General features: G+C 57.7%; 22 protein-coding genes and 1 tRNA gene. 12 read left to right on the top strand and 11 right to left on the bottom strand.

The window, feature by feature from the left end:
• Nucleotide 1 precedes the first annotated feature (1 nt).
• Both M504_RS13060 and M504_RS13055 read right to left on the bottom strand, forming a co-directional pair.
• The gene (locus M504_RS13060) at nucleotides 2-1,252 is read right to left on the bottom strand and encodes an ABC transporter permease (protein ID WP_047492065.1); all 1,251 of its coding nucleotides are present in this window, start codon (nucleotides 1,250-1,252) and stop codon (nucleotides 2-4) included.
• Nucleotides 1,253-1,255: 3 nt separating this feature from the next.
• Complete coding sequence (locus M504_RS13055) at nucleotides 1,256-2,482, bottom strand: ABC transporter permease (RefSeq protein ID WP_047492060.1); 1,227 nt, start codon at nucleotides 2,480-2,482, stop codon at nucleotides 1,256-1,258.
• Nucleotides 2,483-2,588: 106 nt separating this feature from the next.
• Here M504_RS13055 and M504_RS13050 point away from each other — a divergent pair, with 106 nt between their 5' ends.
• Nucleotides 2,589-3,662, top strand: coding sequence for an MBL fold metallo-hydrolase (locus M504_RS13050; RefSeq protein WP_052200701.1), 1,074 nt, complete (start codon nucleotides 2,589-2,591; stop codon nucleotides 3,660-3,662).
• Between the two features lie 72 nt (nucleotides 3,663-3,734).
• Here the strand turns inward: M504_RS13050 and M504_RS13045 are convergent, their stop codons facing one another.
• The 3 genes from M504_RS13045 to M504_RS13035 are packed head-to-tail and all read right to left on the bottom strand — an operon-like array spanning nucleotide 3,735 to nucleotide 6,072.
• Nucleotides 3,735-4,970, bottom strand: a complete 1,236-nt coding sequence (locus tag M504_RS13045) for an ABC transporter permease (protein ID WP_047492058.1) — start codon at nucleotides 4,968-4,970, stop codon at nucleotides 3,735-3,737.
• The gene (locus M504_RS13040; RefSeq protein ID WP_047492056.1) at nucleotides 4,963-5,874 is read right to left on the bottom strand and encodes an ABC transporter ATP-binding protein; all 912 of its coding nucleotides are present in this window, start codon (nucleotides 5,872-5,874) and stop codon (nucleotides 4,963-4,965) included. The genes M504_RS13045 and M504_RS13040 overlap by 8 nt, the downstream gene beginning before the upstream one ends.
• Nucleotides 5,875-5,880: 6 nt before the next feature.
• Complete coding sequence (locus M504_RS13035; RefSeq protein ID WP_047492055.1) at nucleotides 5,881-6,072, bottom strand: 4-oxalocrotonate tautomerase family protein; 192 nt, start codon at nucleotides 6,070-6,072, stop codon at nucleotides 5,881-5,883.
• 74 nt (nucleotides 6,073-6,146) lie between these two features.
• On the opposite strand from M504_RS13035, the gene recG reads away from it, so the two are divergent.
• Nucleotides 6,147-8,453: an ATP-dependent DNA helicase RecG gene (gene recG / locus M504_RS13030; RefSeq protein WP_047492053.1), complete on the top strand. Its 2,307-nt coding sequence runs from the start codon at nucleotides 6,147-6,149 to the stop codon at nucleotides 8,451-8,453.
• Between the two features lie 62 nt (nucleotides 8,454-8,515).
• On the opposite strand, the gene M504_RS13025 is transcribed toward recG, so the two are convergent.
• Both M504_RS13025 and M504_RS13020 read right to left on the bottom strand, forming a co-directional pair.
• Nucleotides 8,516-8,953, bottom strand: a complete 438-nt coding sequence (locus M504_RS13025; protein ID WP_047492050.1) for a response regulator transcription factor — start codon at nucleotides 8,951-8,953, stop codon at nucleotides 8,516-8,518.
• Between the two features lie 357 nt (nucleotides 8,954-9,310).
• Nucleotides 9,311-10,213 carry a PhzF family phenazine biosynthesis protein gene (locus tag M504_RS13020; protein ID WP_047492047.1) on the bottom strand — a complete coding sequence of 301 codons (903 nt, stop codon included), beginning with the start codon at nucleotides 10,211-10,213 and terminating at the stop codon, nucleotides 9,311-9,313.
• A 218-nt stretch (nucleotides 10,214-10,431) separates the two neighbouring features.
• Here M504_RS13020 and M504_RS13015 point away from each other — a divergent pair, with 218 nt between their 5' ends.
• On the top strand, nucleotides 10,432-11,088 hold the full coding sequence (locus M504_RS13015; protein ID WP_047492045.1) for a peroxiredoxin: 657 nt from the start codon (nucleotides 10,432-10,434) through the stop codon (nucleotides 11,086-11,088).
• Between the two features lie 57 nt (nucleotides 11,089-11,145).
• Nucleotides 11,146-11,221, top strand: a tRNA-Cys gene (locus tag M504_RS13010).
• A gap of 119 nt (nucleotides 11,222-11,340) precedes the next feature.
• Here M504_RS13010 and M504_RS13005 read toward each other — a convergent pair.
• Nucleotides 11,341-12,477, bottom strand: coding sequence for an NAD(P)/FAD-dependent oxidoreductase (locus M504_RS13005; protein ID WP_047494846.1), 1,137 nt, complete (start codon nucleotides 12,475-12,477; stop codon nucleotides 11,341-11,343).
• Between the two features lie 209 nt (nucleotides 12,478-12,686).
• Between M504_RS13005 and M504_RS13000 the strand changes: the two genes are divergently transcribed.
• The 4 genes from M504_RS13000 (at nucleotide 12,687) to rsfS (ending at nucleotide 15,264) form a co-directional block, all read left to right on the top strand.
• The gene (locus M504_RS13000; RefSeq protein WP_047494843.1) at nucleotides 12,687-13,451 is read left to right on the top strand and encodes a TIGR00266 family protein; all 765 of its coding nucleotides are present in this window, start codon (nucleotides 12,687-12,689) and stop codon (nucleotides 13,449-13,451) included.
• A gap of 67 nt (nucleotides 13,452-13,518) precedes the next feature.
• Nucleotides 13,519-13,905, top strand: a complete 387-nt coding sequence (locus M504_RS12995) for a DoxX family protein (RefSeq protein WP_047492042.1) — start codon at nucleotides 13,519-13,521, stop codon at nucleotides 13,903-13,905.
• Nucleotides 13,906-13,916: 11 nt separating this feature from the next.
• Entirely contained in the window at nucleotides 13,917-14,522 is a 606-nt protein-coding gene (nadD, locus tag M504_RS12990) for a nicotinate (nicotinamide) nucleotide adenylyltransferase (RefSeq protein WP_047492039.1), read from the top strand.
• An 82-nt stretch (nucleotides 14,523-14,604) separates the two neighbouring features.
• Entirely contained in the window at nucleotides 14,605-15,264 is a 660-nt protein-coding gene (rsfS, locus tag M504_RS12985; RefSeq protein ID WP_047492037.1) for a ribosome silencing factor, read from the top strand.
• A gap of 153 nt (nucleotides 15,265-15,417) precedes the next feature.
• On the opposite strand, the gene M504_RS12980 is transcribed toward rsfS, so the two are convergent.
• The gene (locus tag M504_RS12980) at nucleotides 15,418-19,065 is read right to left on the bottom strand and encodes a carboxypeptidase regulatory-like domain-containing protein (protein ID WP_047492034.1); all 3,648 of its coding nucleotides are present in this window, start codon (nucleotides 19,063-19,065) and stop codon (nucleotides 15,418-15,420) included.
• 271 nt (nucleotides 19,066-19,336) lie between these two features.
• Between M504_RS12980 and M504_RS12975 the strand changes: the two genes are divergently transcribed.
• From M504_RS12975 to M504_RS12960, 4 genes are all read left to right on the top strand, one after another.
• A complete protein-coding gene (locus M504_RS12975) occupies nucleotides 19,337-19,792 on the top strand; it encodes a 23S rRNA (pseudouridine(1915)-N(3))-methyltransferase RlmH (protein ID WP_047492032.1) in 456 nt (151 codons plus the stop codon).
• 16 nt (nucleotides 19,793-19,808) lie between these two features.
• Nucleotides 19,809-20,354: a cob(I)yrinic acid a,c-diamide adenosyltransferase gene (cobO, locus tag M504_RS12970; protein ID WP_047492029.1), complete on the top strand. Its 546-nt coding sequence runs from the start codon at nucleotides 19,809-19,811 to the stop codon at nucleotides 20,352-20,354.
• A 46-nt stretch (nucleotides 20,355-20,400) separates the two neighbouring features.
• Entirely contained in the window at nucleotides 20,401-21,468 is a 1,068-nt protein-coding gene (locus M504_RS12965) for a M20/M25/M40 family metallo-hydrolase (protein ID WP_232296273.1), read from the top strand.
• A gap of 182 nt (nucleotides 21,469-21,650) precedes the next feature.
• On the top strand, nucleotides 21,651-23,039 hold the full coding sequence (locus M504_RS12960; protein ID WP_052200700.1) for a hypothetical protein: 1,389 nt from the start codon (nucleotides 21,651-21,653) through the stop codon (nucleotides 23,037-23,039).
• Here M504_RS12960 and M504_RS12955 read toward each other — a convergent pair whose 3' ends face one another.
• Together M504_RS12955 and M504_RS12950 are read right to left on the bottom strand one after the other, a co-directional pair.
• Nucleotides 23,040-24,206, bottom strand: a complete 1,167-nt coding sequence (locus M504_RS12955) for a pyridoxal phosphate-dependent aminotransferase (protein ID WP_047492025.1) — start codon at nucleotides 24,204-24,206, stop codon at nucleotides 23,040-23,042.
• A gap of 31 nt (nucleotides 24,207-24,237) precedes the next feature.
• Nucleotides 24,238-24,642, bottom strand: coding sequence for a MarR family winged helix-turn-helix transcriptional regulator (locus tag M504_RS12950; protein WP_047492022.1), 405 nt, complete (start codon nucleotides 24,640-24,642; stop codon nucleotides 24,238-24,240).
• Nucleotide 24,643: the final 1 nt, after the last annotated feature.

Genomic DNA, 24,643 nt, shown 5'->3' with positions numbered 1-24,643 from the left:
GTTACTCGTAGCGCAAGGCTTCGATGGGATTGAGATTTGCGGCCTTCCAAGCGGGATAGATACCGAAGACGAGTCCAATCGCGATGGAAACTGTGAACGCTGCGATCACCCATGCGCTGGACAGCACTGACGGCAGCACCACTCCCATCCCAAGCGCAATCAGGGAGCCGAGCGAGATGCCAATCAATCCACCGACGGCGCACAGCACCATTGCTTCCAACGTGAATTGCAACAGGATGGTTCGCTTGGTTGCGCCGATCGCTTTGCGCACGCCGATCTCGCGCGTTCGTTCTGTCACGGACACCAGCATGATGTTCATGACACCGACGCCGCCCACCATCAGGCCCACGCTGGAGAGAGCAAACATCAGCAGGAACAATCCGTCCGTGAGTTGCGCCCACAGGCGGGAGAGCGAATCTGATCCGAAGATGACAAAGTTGTCGTCTTTATCGACGGTGACTTTGCGACGGATGCGGAGACGTTCGCGAATCTCTTCTTCTACCAGCGAGCGGTTTTTTCCATCGTCGTACTTCACCGATATCCAGTAATCCAACACCTCCGGGTGGAGATTGTGGAACGTGGTCAACGGCATGTAGACGTAGCTGTCGTTGGGATTTTTGCCCGGCGTGAGCCCCTTCACCGCTTCGAGCGTACCGATCACCGTTGCGGTCAAACCGGGAATCGTGACTTCCTTGCCGAGGGGGCTTTCACCCGGGAATAACTCCTCTGCCGTGTCATGCCCCAGCAGGACAACTTTGGCCGCTCGGGTCTGTTCGTCCTGCGTGAAGAAACGACCGCGATCGATGTGCCAATCGTTGACTTCAGGCGAGGTGAAATTCTCTCCGGCGAGTCCGACGCTGTCCTGTTTGTGCGTGCCCGCTTTGGCGGAAGCCATGCCACCACCGCCGCCAAACGTAAAGTCGGCGTAACGAAGACCCGCATCTGCAGCAACGACGTGCGGCAGATCCTGCAGGCTCATCATGTCCTCATACGTGAGCTGTTTGCGCGCTAGTTCTTCCAACGTGGGGCGTTTGCCGAAGACTTCAAAACGGAAGACAAACAGTGTGTTCGATCCAAGCTGCGAGATGATGCCGTTCACCTGGCCGTTGAGCCCGTTGATCACGGACGACATGATGATGACGGTGAGCACACCGATGACGATGCCGAGCACGGTGAGGCCGCTGCGCAGCTTGTTGGCGCGCAACTGATCGAGCGAGATGGAGATGGTCTCTTTGACGTCTGCAAGTGTCATGACTTAGTCCGCCCTCAGAGCCGTAATGGGATCGAGCATGGCCGCTTTGCGAGCGGGATACACACCGAAGAAGATGCCGACGCTGGTGCTGACAAGGAGGCCCACGATAACACTCCACCACGCAACGCTCATGGGGAAGCCAGCCACCGTGGAGATGGCAAATCCAATCGCCACACCAGTCATCACGCCGAGGATGCCACCCGCGGTAGCCATGAGGCCGCTCTCAATCACGAATTGCAGCAGCACGTCGCGGCGCTTCGCTCCCAGCGCTTTGCGTATGCCGATTTCACGCGTACGCTCCGTCACGCTCACGAGCATGATGTTCATGATGACGATGCCACCGACGATCAGCGAGATCGCCGCAACAGGAATTGCGATGGCGCCGAAGAGCGATGTCACCGTATGTACCAGCGCGAGGAACGAGTTGTTTAACTCCAGCGAGAAGCTGTCTTCTTCGCCGAGACGATCGTGACGGATGGAGCGCATCAGCGTACGCACTTCTTCCGCTGTCTCTTCCAGCACAGGACCGGAGCCGGGGCCCTTCACATAAATCGTGTTGCTGTAATGCGAACTGTAAATGCGCTGCATGGTGGTGATGGGCAGGATGACGTAGTTGTCCTGGCTTGCGCCGAGCGTCTTTCCCTGCTTTTCACCCAGGCCGATGATGGTGTACGGCATGCCGTCTACGGTGATGACCTTGCCGACGGGATCTTCGCCCTTGAGCAGGTTCTCCTGGATGTCACTGCCCACGATGCAGACCGGAGTGGCACGTTCATCCTCAACGGAGGTGAACATGCGGCCCTGCACAATGTTGATGTTGTTAATGTCCGGCATGTTCGGCGTCCATCCGCGAATGGAGACACCGGTGCCGGTTTCATTGGCGTACTTCACCGAGTTGGAATTGGTGGAATACGCTGCGCCGACTTCCTTGCAACGCTGGCAGTTGTCGTGAACGTAACGATAGTCGTCGAGAGAGATATTGCGGCGACGGTTGTACTTCTGAAACTCCGCGTAGCTGGTGATCAATCCGGGCTGTTTGCCCAGCGTGAACACGTCAGAACCGTAGGTGTTCAGCTTCTGATCGACATAGGCGTTCGCGCCGTTTACCAGCGTGACGACGGTGATAACGGCAGCCACGCCAATGACCACGCCCAGGAGCGTGAGCACTGTGCGCAGCTTGTTTACCCACAACGATTGCAGCGCCAGTTTCAGCGCCTCAGACCAATGCATGTTTCACCCGTCCCTTTAAGGTACTCCCGTTGCGGCTGCTGCTGGCGATGCAACTTTCCTGAGGATATTTGCGGCGCGCGACGCTTCCCGGCATCCAATTTAATCGATGGCATTTTTGAAACCCGCCGAGACCAAAGACGGCATCTACCTGAACCCGATTCCCACGGAAGTGGGCGCGATGAAGCATCTCCCGCAGATGTTGCGGCGACTGCTGACCGGCAAGGAAGAACGCGTTCCCAGAAAGCCCCTGGGGCCGTTCCGCACAGACGTGTATACCTTTGACCGGCCGTCGGTATCCGGCCTTCGCGTGACGTGGCTGGGACACTCGTCCCTGCTGATGGAAATCGATGGCACCACGGTGCTGACCGACCCCGTCTTTTCGCTGCGCACGTCCATGGTGCAGTGGTTCGGACCAAAGCGATTCTTCGCTCCGCCGTTGACCATTGCGGAGCTGCCAAAGCTCGACGCCGTTCTGCTGACCCACGACCACTACGACCACCTGGATAAGAGTGCTGTGCTGCAGTTACAGGAACGCACACCCCTGTTTGTTTGTTCCATTGGCGTGGGCGGATTGCTGCGGAAGTGGGGCATTCCTGACCACAAAATTCATGAAATGCAATGGATGGACAGCTTCACCGTTCCTTCCAGATCGAAAACACCGCTCACGCTGACGGCACTGCCGGCACGCCACTTCTCCGGACGCGGACTGAAACGCTTTGAGACGCTATGGTCGTCTTTTGTACTGAAGACGGAACACCACAACCTGTATCACGGCGCAGATTCGGGGTACTGGCCCGGCTATCGCGAGATTGGTGAGACCTATGGCCCGTTTGATCTGGCCACGCTGGAAATCGGCGCGTTTGATCCGCTGTGGGATCAGATTCATCTTGGCCCGGACAACGCGGTGAAGGCAGCCGTGGACCTGCGTGCGAAGGTACTGATGCCGATTCACTGGGGCCTGTTCAGCCTGGCCTTCCATTCTTGGTACCAGCCGCCGGAACGGGTTACCAAGCTGGCCGCGGAAGCCGGACTTCCCTTGTGGATGCCGGAACCGGGTGCTCCTACGGAGTTTGCGGGTGAGGCACGCAATTCACTTTGGTGGCGACGGTATTGCTCTGCCGTGCCCAGCGCCCATGAACATGCGGACGAGGCGGCAAGCAACGTCGCTATTCGGGTGTAAGAGGCTTCACGGCTAAAAACGAAACGCAGCACCTGTGACGGTGCTGCGTTCTTGTTTTGCTTTGGTTTCGCTCTAGCTGTACTTCAACCAGCGCAGAATTTCAGGCAGGTTTGGCTTCTTGCCGTACATGAGGATGCCAACGCGATAGATGCGGCTGGCGATCCACAGCACTGCATAGATCGTCATCGACATCAGGACGATGGACGCGGCAATCTCATACCATGGCACCGGCGAAACCGAGATTCGCATGTACATGAGCAGCGGTGAGAAGAACGGCACCAGCGACAAAACACGCGACCAGAGATTCTGCGGGGCGTTCAGCACCAGCGGCAGCGAAATCATGCATGCGGCCAGCGGCATGACCAGGAACATGTTCAACTGCTGCAGCTCCTGCTCAGAATTCGTCATGGCGCCCAGAGCAGCCGCCATTGCCGAATACAACAGATAGCCAAGCAGGAAGTAGATGATAAAGAAGCCCACCTGCTCCGCGGAGATGGAGATGTGTGTGCCACCGCCGAGCATGTGAGCCATGAGTGGTGTGGCCGTGAGGATGACGGCTGCGAGCATCCAAATCGAAACCTGCGTGAGTCCCACAGAGCCAACGCCGATAACCTTGCCCGCCATCATTTCGCCCGGCTTTACGGTGGCCAGCATCACTTCAAATACGCGTGATGTTTTTTCTTCGATGATGGACCGCGCCACGTTCATGCCGTAGAGCATGATGACCATGTACATGAGGAAGAAGAGCACGTACGCACCGGCGAAGTTCGCGCCAGTATCGTCCTGTTGTTCATTGGAAGAACTCATGTCGATGGGCGCCATCAACGTCTTCACATCGGAAGAGCTCATGCCCTGCTTCATTAATCGTTCGCGCGTGAAAACTTTGCCCAGTGCATCGCGTACGGTGTTGCGCGTGGCCAAGTCTGCAGACGATCCCTGCTTGTACTCAATCGACGGCTTCTGTCCCTGCACCGTTGCGGGAGTGATCCACAGGTAGCCGTCAATGTCCTTCGCCTTCAACTCGCGCAGTAGTGTAGACCGCGTGTTCACAGTGGGAGGCGCGATGACGTTGAGTTGCATGTTGTGATCGGTATCGTCGTCCAACTGTTGCTGGACATCGGTTGCGAGCGCCAGGTCTGGCGACACGATGACGATGTGCGATGACGACTTGGTGTGCTTTGCGATGAGGATTGACGCCGCAATACCGCCGCCCATCAGCAGCGGAATCAGAATTGTGGCGATCATGAATCCCTTGGTGCGCACACGTTCCAGGTATTCGCGGCGGGCGATGAGGAAAATGTTATGCATTGGTGTTGCCTCCCACACGCTCAATGAAGATCTCTTCCAGCGTGGGTTCCTTCACTTCAAAACGCGTGATGCGCGTGCCGCGTGCAACAGCTTCCGCCAACAGCGGCTGAGCATCCGGCTGGTGGCCGCGAAGCTTCAACGATGCCACGCCGTTGCCGTACCGATTGACTTCTTCCGCTTCAGGATTGTTCAGGAAGCTGTCGTCGCCTTCAAAGACTACGTCGACGCGGTTGCGCGGATACTCCTGCTTGATTTCGCGCATGGTGCCTTCCAGCACCAGCTTGCCACGATAGATGATGGCGATGGCGTCGCACATCTTTTCCACCTGGTCCATGCGGTGCGTGGAGAACAGGATTGCTTTGCCCGCGTTGCGCAGTTCCAGCAGCGTGTCCTGCAGCAGCGCGCCGTTCACCGGATCGAGGCCGCTGAACGGCTCGTCCATGATGATGAGGTCCGGTTCGTGGATGAGCGTGGTGATGAACTGGATCTTCTGCTGCATGCCCTTCGACAGCTCTTCTGTCTTCTTGGGCAGTGCCTCAGTGATCTGCAGCCGCTCGGCCCATGCCTTGCCGCGCCTCTCAGCTTCTGTTGCGCTCAGGCCGCGTAACTGCCCCATGAAGATGATCTGCTCAAGTACGTTCATCTTCTTGTACAGACCGCGCTCTTCCGGCAGATAGCCGACTCGCTCCAGACTCTTACGATCAAAGGGCTTGTTGAACAGCTCGACGGTTCCGCTGTCGGGGACGGTGATGCCGATCATCATGCGGATGGACGATGTTTTGCCGCTGCCATTCGGGCCCAGGAGGCCGAACATCTGGCCCGGCTCAATGGTCAGTGTGAGGCCTTCGACAGCGACCTTCGTGTCATAGACCTTGCGGATGTTATTGAGTTGAACGGTAGGCATTTGGGCTTACTTCTTCCGGTTCGCGACGAGCTCGCCCGCGTGGCCCCAGTCTTCCGTGCTCTTTTCGTTGAAGATGATGTGGGTGTTCTGCGGGTTCTTGCCCAGGATGTTCACCATGGTGTTGGTGATCTCCTCTACGATCTGTGCCTTCTGCTCTTTGGTAGCGCTTCCCAGCATCTGGATATTGATGATTGGCATGGATGTCCTCACCGTTGAGCATAGCAGCGGAGCGGTGGAGAACTCAGCGTCATCTTTGCCTTATCATCGCCTTAATGATGACTCTCGCCACGCCTGTTCAGCTGATCAAAGGCGTGGGCCCGCGCAATGCGGAGGCGCTGAAAAAACGCGGCGTGGAGACAGTGGAAGATGTGCTGTATCACCTGCCCTTTCGCTATGAGAATCGACTCGATCCGAAGCCGCTGAGCGCGCTAAAAGCTGGTGAAATGGCCAGCGTGATTGGTGAAGTGCGTGGGTCTACCGTGCTACGCGCTCGCTCCATGCCCATCTTTGAAATGACCGTGGGGCAAGGCACCGGGACGCTGAAGGCCATGTGGTTTCGCGGACAATATCTGCAGGACAAGTTCAAGCCCGGCCAGATGGTGGCGCTGTACGGCAAGCTGGAGTCGTCGCGCTCCACTGCGGGCCAGTTCAAGATGATTCAGCCGCAGTTTGAAATGCTGCCCGGACCAGACGAACCGCAGGACGCCGTGATGCTGGAGGTGGGTCGCATTGTGCCCGTCTATGAATCGCTGGGTGGCACGACCGCGTGGGGCGCGAAGCTGGGTTCGCGATGGATGCGACAGGTGGTGTGGCGACTGCTGGAAGACCTGGCGCAAGGGCCAGAGCTGCTGGACCCGTTGCCGCGCTCGATGCGGAAGCGGCTCGGCATGCCAACGCGTCTGGATGCGTTGCGCGAGGCGCATTTCCCTCCTGCGGGCACGTCCATGGCCGATCTGCAGGGCTTTCACACAGCTGCACACGCAAGGTTGATCTTTGAAGAGCTCTTCTACCTTGAGCTGGGCCTGGAGCTGAAACGCAAACGCATGCGCGAACGCGCGGGCATTGCGTTTGTTGCGGATGAACGCGTGCGCAATGCCATTAAGGAAGTGCTTCCCTTCCGCCCCACCGGTGCGCAGAAGCGCGTGTTAGGCGAGATTGTGGAAGACATGCGTTTGCCGCAGCCGATGCGTCGCCTGCTGCAGGGTGATGTGGGCAGCGGCAAGACGATTGTTGCGATGGAAGCCGCTCTGGTTGCCATTGAAAATGGATACCAGGCCGCGATGATGGCGCCGACGGAAATCCTTGCCACGCAGCATTATCTTTCTGCGAAGAAGCTGCTGAAACGTGCCTCGCGCGAGTACAAGGTCACGTTGTTAACCGGTTCACTGGACGATGCAGAGAAACGTCGCGCGCGCCGCCGCGTGGCCAGTGGCGAAGCCGAACTGATCATCGGCACACAGGCGCTGATTCAGCAGAAGGTGGACTTCGCGAATCTTGGCCTTGTGATTGTGGATGAACAACATCGCTTTGGTGTGCGTCAGCGATTCACCCTGATGAAGAAGGACGAAAGCGCCGATCCTGATGTGCTGGTCATGACCGCCACACCGATTCCGCGCACGCTGGCGTTGACCATTTATGGCGATCTGGAAGTGAGCGTTATCGATGAATTGCCGCCGGGCAGGACGCCTGTGGTGACGCGTCGGGTGAGCGAAGAACGCGCGCTGGAAGTTTGGGATTTTGTTCGGAAACAGATCACGCTGGGGCGACAGGCGTACGTTGTGTATCCCGTGATTGAAGGCTCAAAAGACGATCAGCCGGAACTGGATTTCCCCAGTGACGAACAAGCTGGCGAATCAGCGAGTCAAAATGCCAGCAGCAAAGTAGCGAAGAAAACCACGGCTAAGAAAAGTGCTGCTAAGAAGAGCGCAAAAAAATCCGCGAAGGCAGAAGAGTTGTTTGAAAAGCCCTCTTTGCGATCCGCGGTGGAGATGTTTGAAGAGCTTCGCTATGGGCCGTTGCATGGACTGCGTCTTGGACTGCTGCACGGGCGTTTGAGTGCGGATGACAAAGAAATTGTGATGGCGCAGTTCAAGCGCGGCGATATTGATGTGCTGATCTCTACCACCGTGATTGAAGTGGGTGTGGATGTGCCGAATGCTTCCGTGATGGTGATTGAGCATGCGGAGCGCTTTGGGCTGTCGCAGATGCACCAGCTACGTGGTCGTGTGGGACGTGGCGCTGCGAAGAGTTATTGCGTGTTGATGACCGGAGCGCGCGTGTCGCCGGAAGCGGAGCAACGCCTTGACGCGATGGTGACCACGGACAACGGCTTTGAACTTGCGGAACTTGATCTGGCGCAGCGTGGTCCAGGCGAGTTCTTCGGAACAAAGCAGGCTGGGCTGCCGGACTTCCGTGTGGCGAACATTGTGCGTGATCGACGTCTGTTGGAAATCGCAAAGAAGGAAGCTTCCGACTTTGCGGAAGTGCAACTGAAAGACGTCAGCGATGAAGAACGCGCGCTGGTAAGGCAACAGTTGAAACAGCACTGGCAACGTCGTTACGGGCTGGTGGAAGCCTAGGAGTTGCGCTTAAAAGCAAACAGCGCTCGCAGCGGAATCCGCCGCGAGCGCTGTGTTCGTTTTTAAGCAGCCTGCTGCGCAGCGATCTGCGGCAGGACCGGCACGCGGTGCGAACCCTTCTTAGGACCACGCTTGCGGGCCACCAGAACCCGCACACGCTCCAGCAGTTCCACCGGCGAGCATGCGCCCTTCGGAAGGAACATGTCCGCGCCCACGCCGCGTTCGTAGCCCGTTACGGTCCCGCTGACCATTAACGACGGCAGACCGGGCTGTGCTTCGCGCATGCGGCGGACCAGCTCCACACCATCCATCTGTGGCATCAGCAGATCCGTGATCAGCAGCGACAGTTCACCCGGCGCGTACTTCTCCACAATTTCCAGGGCTTCATGGCCACTGGTTGCGGCCAGGACGCGGTATCCCTTGGTTTCCAGCAGGAATTTGCGGACGGAGAGGGTCTGTTCGTTGTCGTCGACGCAGAGGATGATCTTCTTGGGGCGCATGTCGTTCTTAGTCTCCAGAGCAAAAAATGGTGCATCCGACGCCTCTTTGGGCGCACGGGGTCGTTGGCCTGAACGCGTGGAAAAAAACGCGCAGCCGGGGATGTTTGCCTACGGTTAGAAGGCACTTCAATGGGGTACAGCTAATGTCAGTGGGCTCGCGAAACTCCGCGCAGCGACTGCGCAAAACGAATGTGTCTCGTTCAGCGCTTTCCCAAAGTACGAAGCTTCAAGCGGCGGCGCAACGGCGAAATTCAGGCGAAAACCTGTGCGAACTTTTGGACGAGGTTTCCACCACTGCAATCAAGTTGCGTAAAAACAATTACTTAGCCTGTGCAACGCGCGTGGAAAGGCTTTGTATTACGGGTGTGTAAACCGTCCCGTTGCAACAAAGACGGTGCAGCCTGCGACGTACACTTCGCTCACCTTCCCATCTTGGAACGAGGCTCGGACATGCAGCTGCGACGGCCGATGCACTTCCTGTCCCTGCAGAATCACAACTGTCTGACCGCTGCCCACGGCTCCATGCTTCACCAGGTAGCTGATGCAGCAGCCGGCGGCTGAACCTGTGGCGGGATCATCACTGCCGTTGAATGGCATGCGCGCGCGCCATTTGCCTTCACCGGCATCGGCAATGGCATAGACGAACTTCGCCCCGGCGGCGGCTAGAAGCTCTTTCAATTCGTTCTGATTCACGCGCATACGCTGCAATGCATCGACCGACACGAGCGGCAGGATGCAGAACGGAAGACCGGTACTGACCACTTGAGGCTGCAGCACCGTGTGGAGGTCGTCTGCGGCGAGACCGCATGCATTACGCAGTGATTCCCTTGCCAGAACAGCGCCAAATTCGGGATCTCGCTGACGCATTTCGCCGTGGATACCCTCTTCGTCATCCTCCGGCACACGAAAACGCACCGGGATGGTTCCTGCGTCCAGCTTCAGCTTTACCTCTTCCGCATTTGCGAAGTGGGGGAGATTTTCGCGGATCCAGCTCGCGGTCCCCAGCGTGGGATGACCTGCGAAGGGCAACTCCTCCTCCACGGTGAAGATGCGTACACGCACGCCGTCTTGCAGCTCCTCGTCAGGCGAGGCGGGTAGGATGAAGGTGGTCTCTGAGAGGTTGGTTTCACGTGCCAAGGCTTGCATCTGCTCCGTGCTCAAACCCGTTGCCTCTGAAAAGATTGCCAGCGGATTGCCTTCATAACGCCGTTCCGCAAAGACATCCACCTGTGCCCAGGAGAGTGTAAGGCTGTTTGACATGGTGAAACCTCCAGCGCTATTGTTGCAGGTGATGACGATGCGTCTGAACTCGACCCACTGCTGCTGTCTCTGTATGCAGGCAGGGTCGGTCGCGCGCCGCTAAGAGCAGCCACAGGACGCAATCGCACCAGCCCCCCACCCGAAGTCAAAGGTGGGTTTTGTTTTGCACGAGATCACGAAATTCTGCTTCAGGACTAATAGGAAAGAGGAACAATACGATGTCTCTCCGCATCAACGACACCGCACCTGACTTTACCGCGGAAACCACCCAGGGGCCGATCACTTTCCACGAGTGGATTGGCGATAACTACGCTGTACTCTTCTCACATCCGAAGGACTTCACCCCGGTTTGCACCACCGAACTGGGAGCCGCTGCCACGCTGGAGCAGCAGTTTGCTAACCGTGGCGTAAAGATCATTGGCCTGAGCGTCGACAAGGTGGACGATCACTCCAAGTGGGCACAGGACATCAAGGATGTCTCCGGTGCCGAAGTGAACTTCCCGGTCATTGCTGACCACGACCTGAGTGTGGTGAAGCTATATGACATGCTGCCCGCCGAGGCTGGCGATACCTGCGAAGGCCGCACGCCTGCGAACAATGCGCCGGTGCGCACCGTGTTCGTGATTGGACCGGACAAGAAGATCAAGCTGACGCTGGCGTATCCCATGACCACGGGCCGCAACTTCGACGAGATTCTGCGCGTTGTGGACAGCATTCAGCTCACGGCGAAGCACCCGGTTGCGACGCCTGCAAACTGGAAGCAGGGCGAAGATGTGATCATCGCCGGTTCTGTCTCCAACGACGACGCAGCGGTGAAGTTCCCGGGCTACACGACCGTGAAGCCGTACCTGCGCACGACGCAGCAGCCGAAGTAACTGCTTGGCTCTGCTTCTTACCTGCGCACAAACAGCGTAAAGTAAGAAGCAGAACGAGCACCGGTGGCGAAGTGGCTAACGCGCTGGTCTGCAAAACCAGTATTCGCCGGTTCAATCCCGGCCCGGTGCTCCAAACAATTTCGGAAAAACGATAAGGTGGCCGCGCAGTGCGGCCACTTTTTTGTTTCAGAAAACATCTTGGGCGTGACTCACGCGATGGCGCTTCTGGTTAGGGAACAAGCCTGGGCTGCGTTAGCTCAGGAACCAGCGTTGTATGCGGCTTGATCCAAAGAGGCTCTTCTCTGCGGCCATTGCTTCAGAGGGCGCTTGATAACTACCAACAGGCGGTCCGTGCAAGAAGGTGACGTCCACTCGGGCGACCTTTTCATCGCCGAATTCGATATAGCATGCGCCTTTGCCACCGTATTCATCGGGAGCTGGGCTACCGGTCAAGTCGGCGAGGATTCTCTTGGCAACGACACTTGCCGAGCCCTCGGCAAAGATGCCGGCTTTGGGTGTGCCCACGCCGTTGACGTCGCCGACGGCGTACACGCCGGGGAAGCTGGTCTCCAATGTTTGCTTGTTCACCGGCACCCACGCGAATGGATCGGCTGACAGACCGGACTCGACGACGACCTGTGGCACGCGATGCACCGGTATGCCCAGAAAGAGGTCGTAAGGAATTTCCTCGCCACCGCTCAACACGGCTACCTTCCGCGCGGGGTCCAGGCTGGTAACAAGGTTGTCTTTCACGAAACGGATACCGCGTTCTGCAAAGGCCACCAGAAGGGCTTGCGATGTTTCCGGTGATGGAGGGATCGGTACGCCGAATGGCATTACGAGTGTGATCTGAGTAGCGTCGCGAAGGCCTCGTGTTTGCAGAAAGTCATGCAGCATGAGGGCAGTTTCACTGGGTGCGGGCGGGCACTTGAACGATTTGCCCGTGACGCCAATGACTGCGTGGCCGCTTCGGAACTCTGCCAGCACGTCGCGTAAGGCGAAGGCGCCTGCGGGGGAATAGAACTCGTTACCGCCTTCCGCGAGGCCGGGCGTCGCGGCGATGTCATAGTCCGCTCCGAGAGCGACTACCAGGTAGTCCGCTTCAAATGTCTGAGCGTCTGTGACGATAACTTTCGATGCTGGATCGATCGATCGCACGGTGGTCTGAAAGAAGCGCACGCCGGGCTTCAGAATCTGGCTGTAGGGATGACGTACCTCTGAGGGCAGGTGTCGACCAAACATGACGTCGAGCTTTGAGAATCCGAATACGAAGGCATCGTTCTTGTCGATCAAGACGATGTCGATTTTGTCTCCCAATGCTTCAGAAAGGGCAGTCGTCAATTCAAGGCCGCCGAATCCGGCTCCTAATACAACCACACGTGTGCGCATGGCCAGAAGCATACACCCATGGAGTTGAATGCATTGCTGGGATTTCTCGTAAAAATTCAGCTTGCGGGAAGAGGTCGGCAAACGACCACCGACGTTCCCTTGGCGTGGAAAAGCGCCAGATTCCGCGTTGCTGCATGGAACCTTGAACGTCCTATGGGCGTATGTTGAGTCTGGAGCGCGCTGATGTGAGCGGCGCGCTGGAGGAACGCATGCAATCGCGTATTCACGGCACCACCATGCCCGCCATTGAATTTCTGCTGCAGCCCGGAGAAACCATCATCTCTGAAGCCGGCGAACTGAGCTGGATGAGCGCCAGCATCAACATGCACACGCATACACAGGCTGGTGGCGGTGGCGGCTTTATGGGAGCCATCAAGCGCATGGCTGGTGGCGGCACTTTGTTTATGTCGGAGTACACCGCTATGGGCTACCCCGGCGAAGTAGCCTTCGCCACCAAAGTACCGGGCCATATCGTTCCTGTGGAGCTGCATGGCAACGGCGACGAGTACATGGTTCATCGCCATGGCTTCCTGTGCGCTACGCAGAACATTGGTCTCGGCGTGGGCTTTCAGCAGTCTCTGGGCGCGGGCTTGTTTGGCGGCGACGGTTTCCTGTTGCAGAAGATCTACGGGCAAGGCACCGCGTGGCTCGAGCTGAGCGGCGAAGTCGTTGTACGAGATCTGGCACCGGGCGAGACGCTGCGCGTGCATCCAGGGCACGTGGGAGCGTTCCACGCGGGTGTCTCATTTCAGATCACACGTGTTCCCGGCATCCGCAACATGTTCTTTGGCGGCGATGGCATCTTCCTGGCCGCGTTGACCGGCCCTGGCCGTGTATGGCTGCAGACGCTGCCCATCGCACGCCTCGCGCACGCTCTGCAGGGCTATCTTCCGGGGCCAAGCCAGGAGACGCGCGCCGGTATTGGCGGAGGTCTCATCGGCGGCGCGATCGCGGGCATGTTCGACGACCGCTAGACCTCACTTGGCATAGGCGCACATGGCATGTACCCTCGTGGAACGATTCTCCACGAGGGTTTTGCTTATGCCGGAAGAAAGCACGCCCAGCCGGGCACAGTTCTGGACAGGTTGGGTGCTCAGTGCGATACCCGCGTTAATGCTCTTCACCGGGGCCTTCACTGCACTGAGCGGAGCAGAGATGGTGAAGCAGGGCATGGCGCCGTTTGGCATCCCCACCAGCCTGATCCTGTGGGTTGGCCTGTGCGAACTGCTGTGCAGCGTGTTGTATCTGATTCCGCGCACCGCTCCTATTGGAGCGATCCTGATGACCGCCTACATGGGCGGCGCTGTGATGACACACGCACGCGTGGGCGATCCGATGTGGGTTGTGCCTGTGGTCTTCGGTTTTCTTGTTTGGACCGGGCTTCTACTGCGTCGACCGGGTCTGCGCAAAGTGATGTTAGGCTGGTAAGCTTCTCAAGCATGCGCATCGGTTACTTCGGCGGCACATTCGATCCTCCCCACCGCGCACATCTTCACGCTGCACTCAAGGCTGCCGATGCCTTTGCGCTGGATCGCGTCTTGCTGGCACCCACAGGTGTACAGCCGCTGAAAAAGGACACGCCGGGCGCGGGCTTTGAAGACCGCATGGCAATGACTCGGCTCCTGTGCGCGGAAGACCCAAGGCTGGAAGTTACCGATCTGGATGCGCCGCGCGCCGATGGCTCGCCCAACTACACTGTGGACGCACTCGCCACGCTACGGACGCTCCATCCAGAGGCGTCGCTCTTCGTGATTGTGGGAGCAGACAGCTTTCTTACGCTTCGCCGCTGGCATGAGCCGGAACGCCTGCTGGAAGAAGCCGAGTGGATCGTGCTATCGCGTCCTGGGTTTGATCTGGATGACCTGACATCGCTACAGCTTTCGCCGCAACAGCGCGAGCGTGTGCATCTGCTGACTGACCTGGAAGAAGAAACCTCCGCCAGCTCCGTTCGCGAGCGTCTGCGACTGGGAATCTCCTGCGGCGACATGCTGAACACCAAGGTGGCGCTCTACATTGCGCGTATGCACCTTTACCATGCCCGTTAAATTCCATCTCGCTTGTTACGTTCTGACAGTGGCAGAATGGGCCTGCGCGCGTCTATCCTGAATGTTGTAGAGAAGGAGAACAATGCCAACATTGGAAGCGAACCGTTTGCTTGCCGCAGCAGTGGACGCGGCAGACAGTAAGAAGGCGGAAGATATCCGCATCCTGGCACTGGACCCATCGGAAAGCTCGCTGACGGATTACTTCCTGATCTGCAGCGGAACGAACGAACGCCAGAACGTCGCTATCTCAGACGAGATTGAATACCGCCTGAAGAAGGACTTTGGAGTTCTGCCGAACTCAGTCGAAGGCCGTCGTCAGGGCGAATGGGTCCTGATGGATTATGTGGACTTTGTCGTCCACGTGTTCATGCCGGAAAAGCGCGAATTCTACGGCTTGGAACGTCTGCGCAAGACTGCAAAGTCAATCAGCGCAGCCGATCTGAACAGCGAGATTAACGCGGCCGTAGCCAAGACTCGTGCAAAGGCTGGCGCAGCCGCTGCCAAAGCACCTGCTGCAAAGAAAGCCGTAGCTAAGAAAGCAGCAGTAAAGGTTGCCGCAAAGAAAGCTGCACCCAAGAAAGCTGCTACGAAAACAACGGCAGCGAAGAAGACCGCTCCGAAAAAGGCAGTAGCAGTAGCAGTAGCGAAAAAAGCAGTGGCGAAGAAGGCTGCAAAGCCCGCAGCGAAAGCCCCAACTGCAAAGAAGGCCGCTGCAAAGAAAGCTGCCGCAAAGCGCAAATAATCATTTGGACGAATTAAAGAAAGGGCCGCTGCATCTTCGGATGCTGCGGCCTTTCTCTTTTGCATAGTGGGAATCTTACATTTCCGCCGGCAACAAAAAGAGATGCGGAGAGCCGAAGCCCTCCGCATCTCCTCTTCCCCTCCGGGATGATGCTTAGAAGTTCAGCTTGAGCTTGAACTCCGTGGTGCGGGCAGCGCCCACGTTGTAGGTTCCCGAACCGCGCTGGATACGATTTGCATTCAGCGTGGCGTAGTTGTTCGGTCCGGTCAGATAACCCGTGGTGGTGTTCACAGCGCCAGCAGAGGTCTGGTTGAGCAGTACGCCGCTCATAGCCGTGCTGCTGAAGTTTGCGAAGTTGCCCAGGTTATAAAAGTCGATTTCCGGCTCCAGCGAGATTCCTTCACGAAGCTTCGCGAGGCGAATCGGATAGGAGAAGCTGGCGTCCAGAGAACGAGTGGTCGGTTGAGGCAGAGCAACCGTAGATGCCGCTGCCGCAAGGGGCTGGATGGTGGCGCCCATTGCCTTGAGCTGGCCCTGGGTCAGGATGCCTGCGTTTACAAGAGCCTTACCAGCTGGCGTTAGCGTGCCAGCATAGGTGCTGTTGAAGTTGTTGACGTAGCCTGCAAGGCCCTTCGGTCCGATGCGGCGCATGTAGTCGCCCGGCAGAGTTCCTGGAGCCAGGTCGGCAATGCTACCGTCACCCGTGAGATCCGTGGTGAAGATACCACCCGTGGAATCCGACGAGTCAAGCGACAGGGTTGTGGGAGCAGCCGAGTAGAAGTGGCCGATCAAACCGATACGCGGACCATACTTCAGCGTCATCGAACCACCAAAGTTGACCTGGTGCTTGCGATCGAGGCTGTTGCGACCCATGTACTGGTTCGGGTTGTCATAGTCCCACGAGCCGGCTGCAAAGAACTGGTCAGAGTTCGTGGCGCCACCGTAGGAGCTAACGATGCGGGACAGGTTGTACGACACCTGAAGGTTCGACGACATGATGCCGGGCATCGGGTGCTGAGCTACCTGACGGAAGACCACCTGCAGAGCGTCATAGCCAGAGCGGCCAATCGGCACCAGGAAGTTACCGTTGCCAAGCAGAGCATTTGCACCAGCGAAGGCTGCACCCGTGTTCGGAGTCTTGCCAGCTGCTGCAGCAGCATAACCGCTGAGGTACTGCGAGCCCGAGTCCAGACCATTGCCAGCGAAGTCATCCAGCGTTGCACCGTTCGCGATTGCGCAGTCTGCCTGAGCGGACGTGGTCGCCGCAGCAGCGCATGCTGTGTAGTTTGCCGCAGTCGCTGCAATTGCATTGCGAGCAGCGGTTGCATTCAGGTAACGAGCAGCACCGATGTGGTTCTGGTCGACCCACTGGGCGATCTTGATGGTCGAGTTATGGATGTAATCCGCGCTCAGAACACCACCCTTGACGATTTCACGCTGAACACCAGCGTTCCACTGCTGCGAGTACGGGCTGCGGAAAGCAGTGCCGTAGGGACCACCAGTGGTTCCCGAACCACCATTGGCGGTCAGAGTTTCACCCAGATAGGTGCCATTGGTCGAAGTGGCGTTCTGCTTTGTGTTTGCCTGGTACGCCGCCTGCAGAGCCTGAATATTCGGCGCCGCAGTTGCCAAAGGCTGGTTGCACAGGTTTGTGATGGAAACACCGTTGATCGAACTCACCGTTGTTCCATCAGGAAATTGCACCGAGCTCCCACCGTAGTACGGGCAGATGGAGGCAGTGTTGTTGAATGCACCTTGCTTGATCAACGTCGTACGAGCGTTCGTGGTGTTGTTCATCACGTCGCCCTCATAGAACAGGCCATAGCCAACGCGGAGGACCGTCTTCTTATCCGGAAGCTGGTACACCATGCTGATCTGCGGAGCAAAGTTTCCGTACGGCTGGTGTGTGTTCTTCGCCGTCCAGTTCGAGTTCCAGAGCTGCGGTAGAGGAGTGCTTCCGGCGAGACCGCTGCACGGGTTCAAAGCTCCCGTGAATGTGCTGGTGTCCACGTCCGCGCAGGTGGGCAGAGTCAGATCCTGGTTCGCACGCTGCGTATCCAGAGTCCAACGAACACCCGCGTTCAGCGTGAAGTTCGGAGTCACCTTCCAGCTGTCCTGCACGTAAGCGCCGTTACGCCAATCGAATACGCCACCGCCAGGCAGACCGAATCCACCCTTCTCAGTGAAGTAGCCCTGGCCGTTACCCAGAACGATGCCCGATGCGGAGTAGCCGTGCAACGGATCGCTGGGGCAAGCAGCAGCGCCAGCAACGCCATTGCAGTTCGCCAGCAGGCTGGACGAAGCAATACGAACGCGCGGGCTGAGACCAAAGAACGACGCGAAACCACCACCGAGAATGCGGTTCAGGCTGTAGCCGTAACGGATGTTATGCGAGGCCTTCGTCCACGATCCGTCATAACGCAGCTGCTTGTCTGACTGGAACGTGCCCTGCGGAGCAAGGTAGTTCGGGCCAGAGTACAGATGCTGAGTCGAATAGTAGAAGCTCAGTCCGGGGATACCGTTGTACAGAGACGGATTGGTGCTCGAGTCCGAGATCAGGTTATGGAACTTCTCATACGATCCACGGAAGGAGTGCGTGAACTTGCCGCCACCGCTGGTGAAATCCGCACCGGCTGCAATGCCCGGCGTGTTGTCACGGTTCGCATAGAGCCAGTAGCCATCACCGTAGTTGGAAGCGACCGAGTTTACGTTGTAGTTCGCACGCACGAAGAAGTGAGCGCCCCACGGTCCGTTGTAGTCCAGACGAACAGTGGAATAGGTCTCGCGGTACGGCGTCGGGATCGTCGGATGCGTTGCAGAGATCGAGGTAAACAACGTTCCCAGCGAAGCTACTGCCGAAGAATCCTGCTTGATGCGCTCAGCGTTCGCGAAGAAGAACAGCTTGTCCTTGATGATCGGTCCGCCGATGCTGCCACCAAACTGGTTGCGCTGGAACGGAGCGTCAAAGCCATTCTGTGCGTGAGCAAACAGTGCGCGATGATCCTGGAACTGATAGAACGCCTGGCCGTGGAACTGGTTCGTACCACTGTTGGTCGAAACCAGCACCTGGCCGGTCGACGTCAACTCACCCGATACGTCCTGCGTGGAACGGTTCAACTGGAATTCGTTGATCGCACCAGCGGACACATTGAAGATCGTGGTGCCCACGGTCTCGTCCGTGATGTCCTGTCCATCCAGAAGGATGCGGGTCGTACGGCCAGAAACACCGCCAACGGAGATAGCCGAATAACCAGCCTTGGTGGGATCGAATGATTCGCCCGACTGCAGAATGACGCCCGGCTCGATCTGCGCAAGATCAAGGAAGTTACGGCCGTTGATCGGCAGCGTGTCGATCTGCTGCTTCGTGATCACGTCGGAAACGCCGCCCTGATCGGTGTTGATCTGCACGTCACTCGTGCTGACGCTGATTTCCGTCGATGACTGACCGATGTTCAGCTTGAAGTTGCCGTTCGTGGCGGTACCGGTACGCACAACCGTCTGAACGGTCGTCGTTTGAAAACCGGAAGCTGTCACGGTCAGAACGTACTTGCCGGGATTCAGCGGTCCAATTTGGTAGAAGCCAGACTTGTCAGTGGTCAGATCACGCTTAAAGCCGGTTTCAGCGTTCGAAACGGAGATCGAAGCGTCGCTGACGACCGCGCCAGAAGGATCAGTGATGGTACCGCTGATAGCACCACCGTTAACTGAGACAGCCTGCGCAAATACTGAGGGAGACAGGAGTACCGGAGCACCGGCGAGAGTGACCGCTGCCAAGGCGAGACGGACAAATTGTTTCTTCATTAATGCGTATCCTCAAGAGAGAACTGTCATGAGCAAGACTCGACCTCGCGGCCAAAATCCAAAGGGGGGACAGCCTTCCGCAGTTGTGTATTGCAAGAGAAGTACCAATATGGGACTGGAATGTGATGTCACGGGGATATGGCAACTTATGACGTGTTATGACAGCTTCAGCGCTGCGAGACGTACCTGATATATCTGCTTTTTCATATAAATTTCTTGCAAATTACATAGACCACAATCCTCAAAATCATCGCGATAGAAAGGTGCACCGATGGCGATTCAAGTGACGTTGCTCTCTGTGCGCCCCGGAGCTGCGCATCAGCCCGCGCTTGAGTCTGTTGCGCATGACTATTTACAACGCTGCGGCAAAACATTGCCATCAACGGCGCGTGTTTTTCGCGTGGAAAAAATGTTGATGGATTTTGTAGGAGATGAAAAACGCGCTAGTGCCGCGCTCTTCTGGATCGCTGATCTTGGTGGCAAATCACTGGACTCAGTTGCATTCGCAGAACGCATTCGTGAAGCGCGCGACAACGGCATTCGGCGCTTGATGTTGGCCATCGGCCCTGCAGACGGTTGGTCAGAGGAAGCACGAAAATTAGCGGACCTGCGGATCTCATTGGGCGCAATGACTTTGCCGCATGAACTCGCGTGGCTGGTGTTGTCGGAACAGATTTATCGCGCGTCGACCATTCTGCAAGGACATCCGTATCACCTGGGCCACTAAGGACATACTGAATTTCATGACAGATGCAGGCACACAGCGGCAAGGGCTGTTCATCATCCACACGGGCGCTGGCAAAGGCAAAACTACTGCTGCACTGGGCACTGCGATGCGCGCCGCAGGCAATGGCCTGCGGGTTCTGGTACTGCAATTTTTAAAAGGCTCGTGGCATTACGGCGAACTTGATGCTGCTGAACGCTTTGGTAGCGATCTCGTTATCCGACAGATGGGTCGCGGCTTTGTAAAAGTTGGCGGCGCAGAAACAGATCCCGAAGATCTGCGCATGGTAGAGGAAGCGTGGCAGGAAGCGGTTCGCGAGATGCACTCTGGCGAGTGGGATCTGATCGTGCTCGACGAGATCAACTATGTGATTGGGTACGACATGCTTAACGCTGAGGCAGTGGCGGACGCATTGAAAGAAAGGCCACAGATGCTGCACGTGATCCTGACAGGACGCAACGCACATCCGCTGCTGGTGGAACTGGCTGATACCGTCACAGAGATGCGCGAAGTGAAGCACGCCTACACACGCGGCATCCTGGCGCAGCGGGGCATTGAATTCTGATAGATACAGTTGCTCTTACTGTGTCGGGAACAGTACAGTCTCCGGTATGCGTTCCAGATTTCTGACTGCCTTTGCCCTCGCGGCGCTTGCCGCTGTACCCTCTTACGCTGCCGGACCGGCGAAAAAAACCTCAGCCCAAACGAACACCGTGGCGCTTGCTGCGCATGTGCATGCCGACATGGATTTCCTGGCCAGCGACACGCTGCACGGACGCGGCAGCCTGACGCGCGATGAACATCTCGCAGCACAATATTGCGCGACTGTGTTCGAGGGACTTGGCCTAAAACCTGCTGGCGACGACGGCACCTTCCTACAGAAGATTCCTGTCGATCTGACCTCGCGCATGAACGACCGCATGAAGCAGCGGTTAGCCACCTTCGAAGACACGCCGCGTACCGAAACGTGGAACGCCATCGCGATGCTGCCCGGCAGCGATCCGAAGCTGAAGAGCGAAGTGATCCTGCTGACTGCGCATCTTGACCATCTGGGCGTGTTGAAAGAGCCGAAGAACGGCGACGCAATCTACAACGGCGCAGACGACGATGCCAGCGGCACCACAGCCGTGCTGAATCTTGCGCGCGTATTGGCAGCGGGCAAAGCTCCGAAGCGCACCATCGTCTTTGCGCTCTTTGGCAGCGAAGAGATGGGTGGCTATGGAGCGCGCGGCTTCCTTGCGCATCCGCCGGTGCCGCTGGAATCGTTGGTGGCGAACCTGGAGTTCGAGATGATTGGCCGCCCCGATGCCGCGGTAAAGGAAGGCACGCTGTGGCTAACCGGCTACGAGCGCAGCAACCTGGGTCCTGAACTGGCAAAGCATGGCGCAAACATCGTGGCTGATCCGCATCCCAAGGAACAGTTCTTCATGCGCAGCGACAACATTGCGCTGGCGCGCCAAGGCATCATTGCGCAGACTGTTTCGTCCTTTGGTCTGCACACGGATTATCACCAGGTCTCTGACGAGTTGAAGACGATCGACTTCACGCATATGACCGCAGCGATTGCTTCCATGGAAGGCCCCGTGCGTTGGCTGGCAGACACCAACTGGAAGCCGACATGGAATCCCGGCGGCAAGCCCGACGCAAACACGACGCGTCGCCCACCTGCTCAGCAGTAAAGAACACCAACTCGAAAACGGCGCGGCTTCGGCTGCGCCGTTTTTCTTTGCCTCAGCGGGCGGCTAATTATTTGGTAACAAAACGAACTATTTTTGGCGGCGCGGTGGTATATCTTGCAATACCGCTGTTTCAATCTGCTTTTGCGTGAGGGGTCAATCCCTTGTTGCAGCTTCCAGTCCGAATGCGTCTGAAGCGAATCGCCGCCGTTGGCTGCGGTGCGGTGGCTGTGGCCGTGATCGTTCTTGGCACCATGGGCCAATACGGTGGCGCACCCGCGTGGTGGGAAGCTGGCAGCAATGAACGCATGCCTTTCTCCTCAGTCTTCAAGGACAGCAGTGGCGACCTGCTCATCTACAACACCGCAGGCGACCTCACCTCCGGTCAGCATCCTTTCTTCCGACCGCTGGGCACCAATGGTCGCGGATGCGTCACATGCCATCAGCTTTCGAACGGCATGAGTGTGACGCCAGAGAAGCTACAGGAACGCTGGCTGCAAACCACAGGACACGATGCGGTCTTCGCTGCTGTGGATGGATCAAACTGCCCCGACCTGCCTCAGAATGATCGCGCATCGCATTCGTTGCTGCTGGAAAAAGGTCTCTTCCGCATTCAACAGCAGTGGCCCGCCGAAGGCGTTACGCCGGAGTTCCGCATGGAAGTCATGCGCGATCCCACGGGTTGCAATAGCGGCAAGACCTACGGACTGCATGCTATGAGTCCTTCCGTCTCGGTATATCGCCGCCCGCGCATGGCGGCGAACCTGCGTTATCTGGAATCTGCCGACGCGTTCACTGCGGACAGCCGCGCAACAACGCTGGAAGCACAGGCGCAGGATGCCTTTCACAAACACATGCAGGGCAGCGGCAATATCTCTGCCGACGACATGCAAAGCATCGTTGCCTTTGAGCGTCAGGTCTTCGTTTCGCAGGGACACGACGACACCGGCGGCGACATCTCCAGCTTTGGCGCGCCTGCGCTGCTGGGCTCATGGAATCTGGCGCGCGCTGCCGCTCTTCCTGACGGCAACGGTATGACACTTGCGAATTGGGCAGGTACTTCGAACGCACCCGAAAATGAGTTCCGCCGTTCTGTAGAACGCGGCAGCGTTGTCTTCTCGTCACGCACCTTTGCGATTACGCAGACAGCGAATCTGAAGAACGGAAAAACTACGCAAGGAACATGCACCACGTGTCACAGTGAACGTCGCACCGGCGCAGCTACGACACAGGCGTGGATGGACATTGGCACATCCTCGCTGCCGTGGGCAGGCGATCAGAAAGATCTTCCGCTATTCAAGATCACCTGCAATGCGAAGGCGACGCCGCATCCTTACCTGGGTCGCGTGATTTATACGAACGATCCTGGACGCGCACTGATTACAGGCAAATGCGCAGACGTAGGTTCGTTGGTGATGCAGCAACTGCGTGCATTGCCTGCACGTGCGCCGTACTTCACTGCTGGCTCTGCGAAGAACCTACGTGCCGTTGTGGACTTCTACGATCGTCGTTATCAAGCGCATTACAGCGAACGTGAGAAGCAGGACCTGGTGAACTTCCTCAGCGTGCTTTAGCTATTTGCTTGATAGGCTCCGCAAACGCTCGCATGCCTCATCCAGATCGGCATCGCGTTTGCCAAAGCAGAAGCGCAACAGATTCTCGCCACCGCCCTTGCGAAAGAACGCGGAACCCGCAACTGCAGCGACACCGGTGCGCGCCAGCAGATCACGCGCCTTCTCCGCTGCTGTAGTTCCATGAAGCGGAGTTGCATCGGCAACGATGTAATACGCGCCATCCGGTATATGCGGCGTAAGACCCGCATCCTGCAACGCAGCTACGGTCTGCGCGCGTTTGCGATCGTGCTCCGCAGCAAGCTCCGTGTAGAACGATGGTGGTAAAAACTCAAGCCCTGCCGCGCAACCATGTTGGAACGGCGCAGGAGCGCAGATGTATACCGTGTCGGCAAAGAAGCCGATGGCGGGTATCCACTTCGCATCGGCAATCAGATAACCCACACGCCATCCCGTTACGCTGTACGTCTTTGAAAAACCGGAGATGGTGACCGTGCGTTCCTTCATTCCCGGCAACGTGGCGATGCTGATGTGCGTGTGGCCGGGATAGATGAAGTGCTCGTAGATTTCGTCGGAGAGCACAAACAGATCCTGCTCAATGGCAATGTCTGCAACCGCCTGCAGTTCTTCTCGCGTGAAGACCTTACCGCAGGGATTCGAAGGTGTATTCAACACAATCGCGCGTGTCTTCGGAGTGATGACCGCACGCAACGCATCCACATCCAAGGCCCAGGTGCCATACTCCAGCGGTGCAATCACCGGCTCAAGCCCGAGGCCACGCAGAGTGTAGATGTGATAGCCGTACATCGGTTCAAACAGGATGACTTCATCGCCGGGATCCATCAGTCCACGTGCCGCGCAGTAAAACGCGCCAGTAGCACCGCTGGTGATGAGCACTTCACGTTCGGGATCGACGTGCACACCATTGCGTCGCGACCAGTCGGCCGCCACCGCATCACGCAGACGTGCAATGCCATCCAGCCGCGTGTAGATGTTGAAGCCCGCGTCCATTGCGGCCTTCGCGCCTTCCATCACAACCGCAGGAACATCCGTATCGCAGATGCCCTGCGACATGTTGATGCCGCCCACCTGTTCGCATAACACGCTCATGGCGCGGATTTCGCTCTGCACAGTGATGGGCGCCGATGCGCTGGTTCGCAGCTTACTCATGCAGCCAATCTTAGCGTTTCGCGGGATGTTGTTACAGTGCCGCGGCCATCCTCTGGAGCACTTTCTCCGCGGATGCAGCATGCGAACCAAGCTGGAGGCTAATTTCTTCGTGGACCGCCTGCCAAAGTGGCTGCGCCTTCGCCAATTTTCGGCGACCAGCCGGTGTCAATGAATAGGCCGCCTGTCGCGCATCATCGGGGGAGCCCTTCGCGGCTACAAGACCGGCTTTGATCATGCCACACAGATTGCGCGATAGCGTCGTCTTATCGACCATGAGTTTCTGCGCGAGCACGCGACCACTGCAACGCTCCATGGCATGCAACACGCTGAGCGTTTCAAACTGAGCCGACGTAAGTTCCACCGGCGCCAGCGCCGCATCGTACTTCGCGGTGAGTAGGCGAGAAACGCGGCGCGCTTCCGCGCAATAGCAGAACACC

It is taken from the genome of Terriglobus sp. TAA 43 (genome assembly GCF_000800015.1).
Classification (GTDB): domain Bacteria; phylum Acidobacteriota; class Terriglobia; order Terriglobales; family Acidobacteriaceae; genus Terriglobus.
Note: the sequence above shows the minus strand (reverse complement) of the source record. Positions and strands in the feature narration are given on the sequence as shown.

Excerpts from the sequence above, each read along its gene's own strand:
- M504_RS13000 (WP_047494843.1), top strand. The coding sequence starts at position 12,687 with ATGCAATCGCGTATTCACGGCACCACCATGCCCGCCATTGAATTTCTG.
- M504_RS13040 (WP_047492056.1), bottom strand. The coding sequence starts at position 5,874 with ATGCCTACCGTTCAACTCAATAACATCCGCAAGGTCTATGACACGAAG.
- M504_RS13015 (WP_047492045.1), top strand. The coding sequence starts at position 10,432 with ATGTCTCTCCGCATCAACGACACCGCACCTGACTTTACCGCGGAAACC.
- rsfS (WP_047492037.1), top strand. The coding sequence starts at position 14,605 with ATGCCAACATTGGAAGCGAACCGTTTGCTTGCCGCAGCAGTGGACGCG.
- M504_RS13035 (WP_047492055.1), bottom strand. The coding sequence starts at position 6,072 with ATGCCAATCATCAATATCCAGATGCTGGGAAGCGCTACCAAAGAGCAG.
- M504_RS13025 (WP_047492050.1), bottom strand. The coding sequence starts at position 8,953 with ATGCGCCCCAAGAAGATCATCCTCTGCGTCGACGACAACGAACAGACC.
- M504_RS13050 (WP_052200701.1), top strand. The coding sequence starts at position 2,589 with ATGGCATTTTTGAAACCCGCCGAGACCAAAGACGGCATCTACCTGAAC.
- M504_RS13060 (WP_047492065.1), bottom strand. The coding sequence starts at position 1,252 with ATGACACTTGCAGACGTCAAAGAGACCATCTCCATCTCGCTCGATCAG.
- M504_RS13005 (WP_047494846.1), bottom strand. The coding sequence starts at position 12,477 with ATGCGCACACGTGTGGTTGTATTAGGAGCCGGATTCGGCGGCCTTGAA.
- cobO (WP_047492029.1), top strand. The coding sequence starts at position 19,809 with ATGACAGATGCAGGCACACAGCGGCAAGGGCTGTTCATCATCCACACG.
- M504_RS12980 (WP_047492034.1), bottom strand. The coding sequence starts at position 19,065 with ATGAAGAAACAATTTGTCCGTCTCGCCTTGGCAGCGGTCACTCTCGCC.
- M504_RS12955 (WP_047492025.1), bottom strand. The coding sequence starts at position 24,206 with ATGAGTAAGCTGCGAACCAGCGCATCGGCGCCCATCACTGTGCAGAGC.
- M504_RS12965 (WP_232296273.1), top strand. The coding sequence starts at position 20,401 with ATGCGTTCCAGATTTCTGACTGCCTTTGCCCTCGCGGCGCTTGCCGCT.
- M504_RS12960 (WP_052200700.1), top strand. The coding sequence starts at position 21,651 with ATGCGTCTGAAGCGAATCGCCGCCGTTGGCTGCGGTGCGGTGGCTGTG.
- M504_RS13045 (WP_047492058.1), bottom strand. The coding sequence starts at position 4,970 with ATGCATAACATTTTCCTCATCGCCCGCCGCGAATACCTGGAACGTGTG.
- M504_RS12995 (WP_047492042.1), top strand. The coding sequence starts at position 13,519 with ATGCCGGAAGAAAGCACGCCCAGCCGGGCACAGTTCTGGACAGGTTGG.
- M504_RS13020 (WP_047492047.1), bottom strand. The coding sequence starts at position 10,213 with ATGTCAAACAGCCTTACACTCTCCTGGGCACAGGTGGATGTCTTTGCG.
- nadD (WP_047492039.1), top strand. The coding sequence starts at position 13,917 with ATGCGCATCGGTTACTTCGGCGGCACATTCGATCCTCCCCACCGCGCA.
- recG (WP_047492053.1), top strand. The coding sequence starts at position 6,147 with ATGATGACTCTCGCCACGCCTGTTCAGCTGATCAAAGGCGTGGGCCCG.
- M504_RS12975 (WP_047492032.1), top strand. The coding sequence starts at position 19,337 with ATGGCGATTCAAGTGACGTTGCTCTCTGTGCGCCCCGGAGCTGCGCAT.
- M504_RS13055 (WP_047492060.1), bottom strand. The coding sequence starts at position 2,482 with ATGCATTGGTCTGAGGCGCTGAAACTGGCGCTGCAATCGTTGTGGGTA.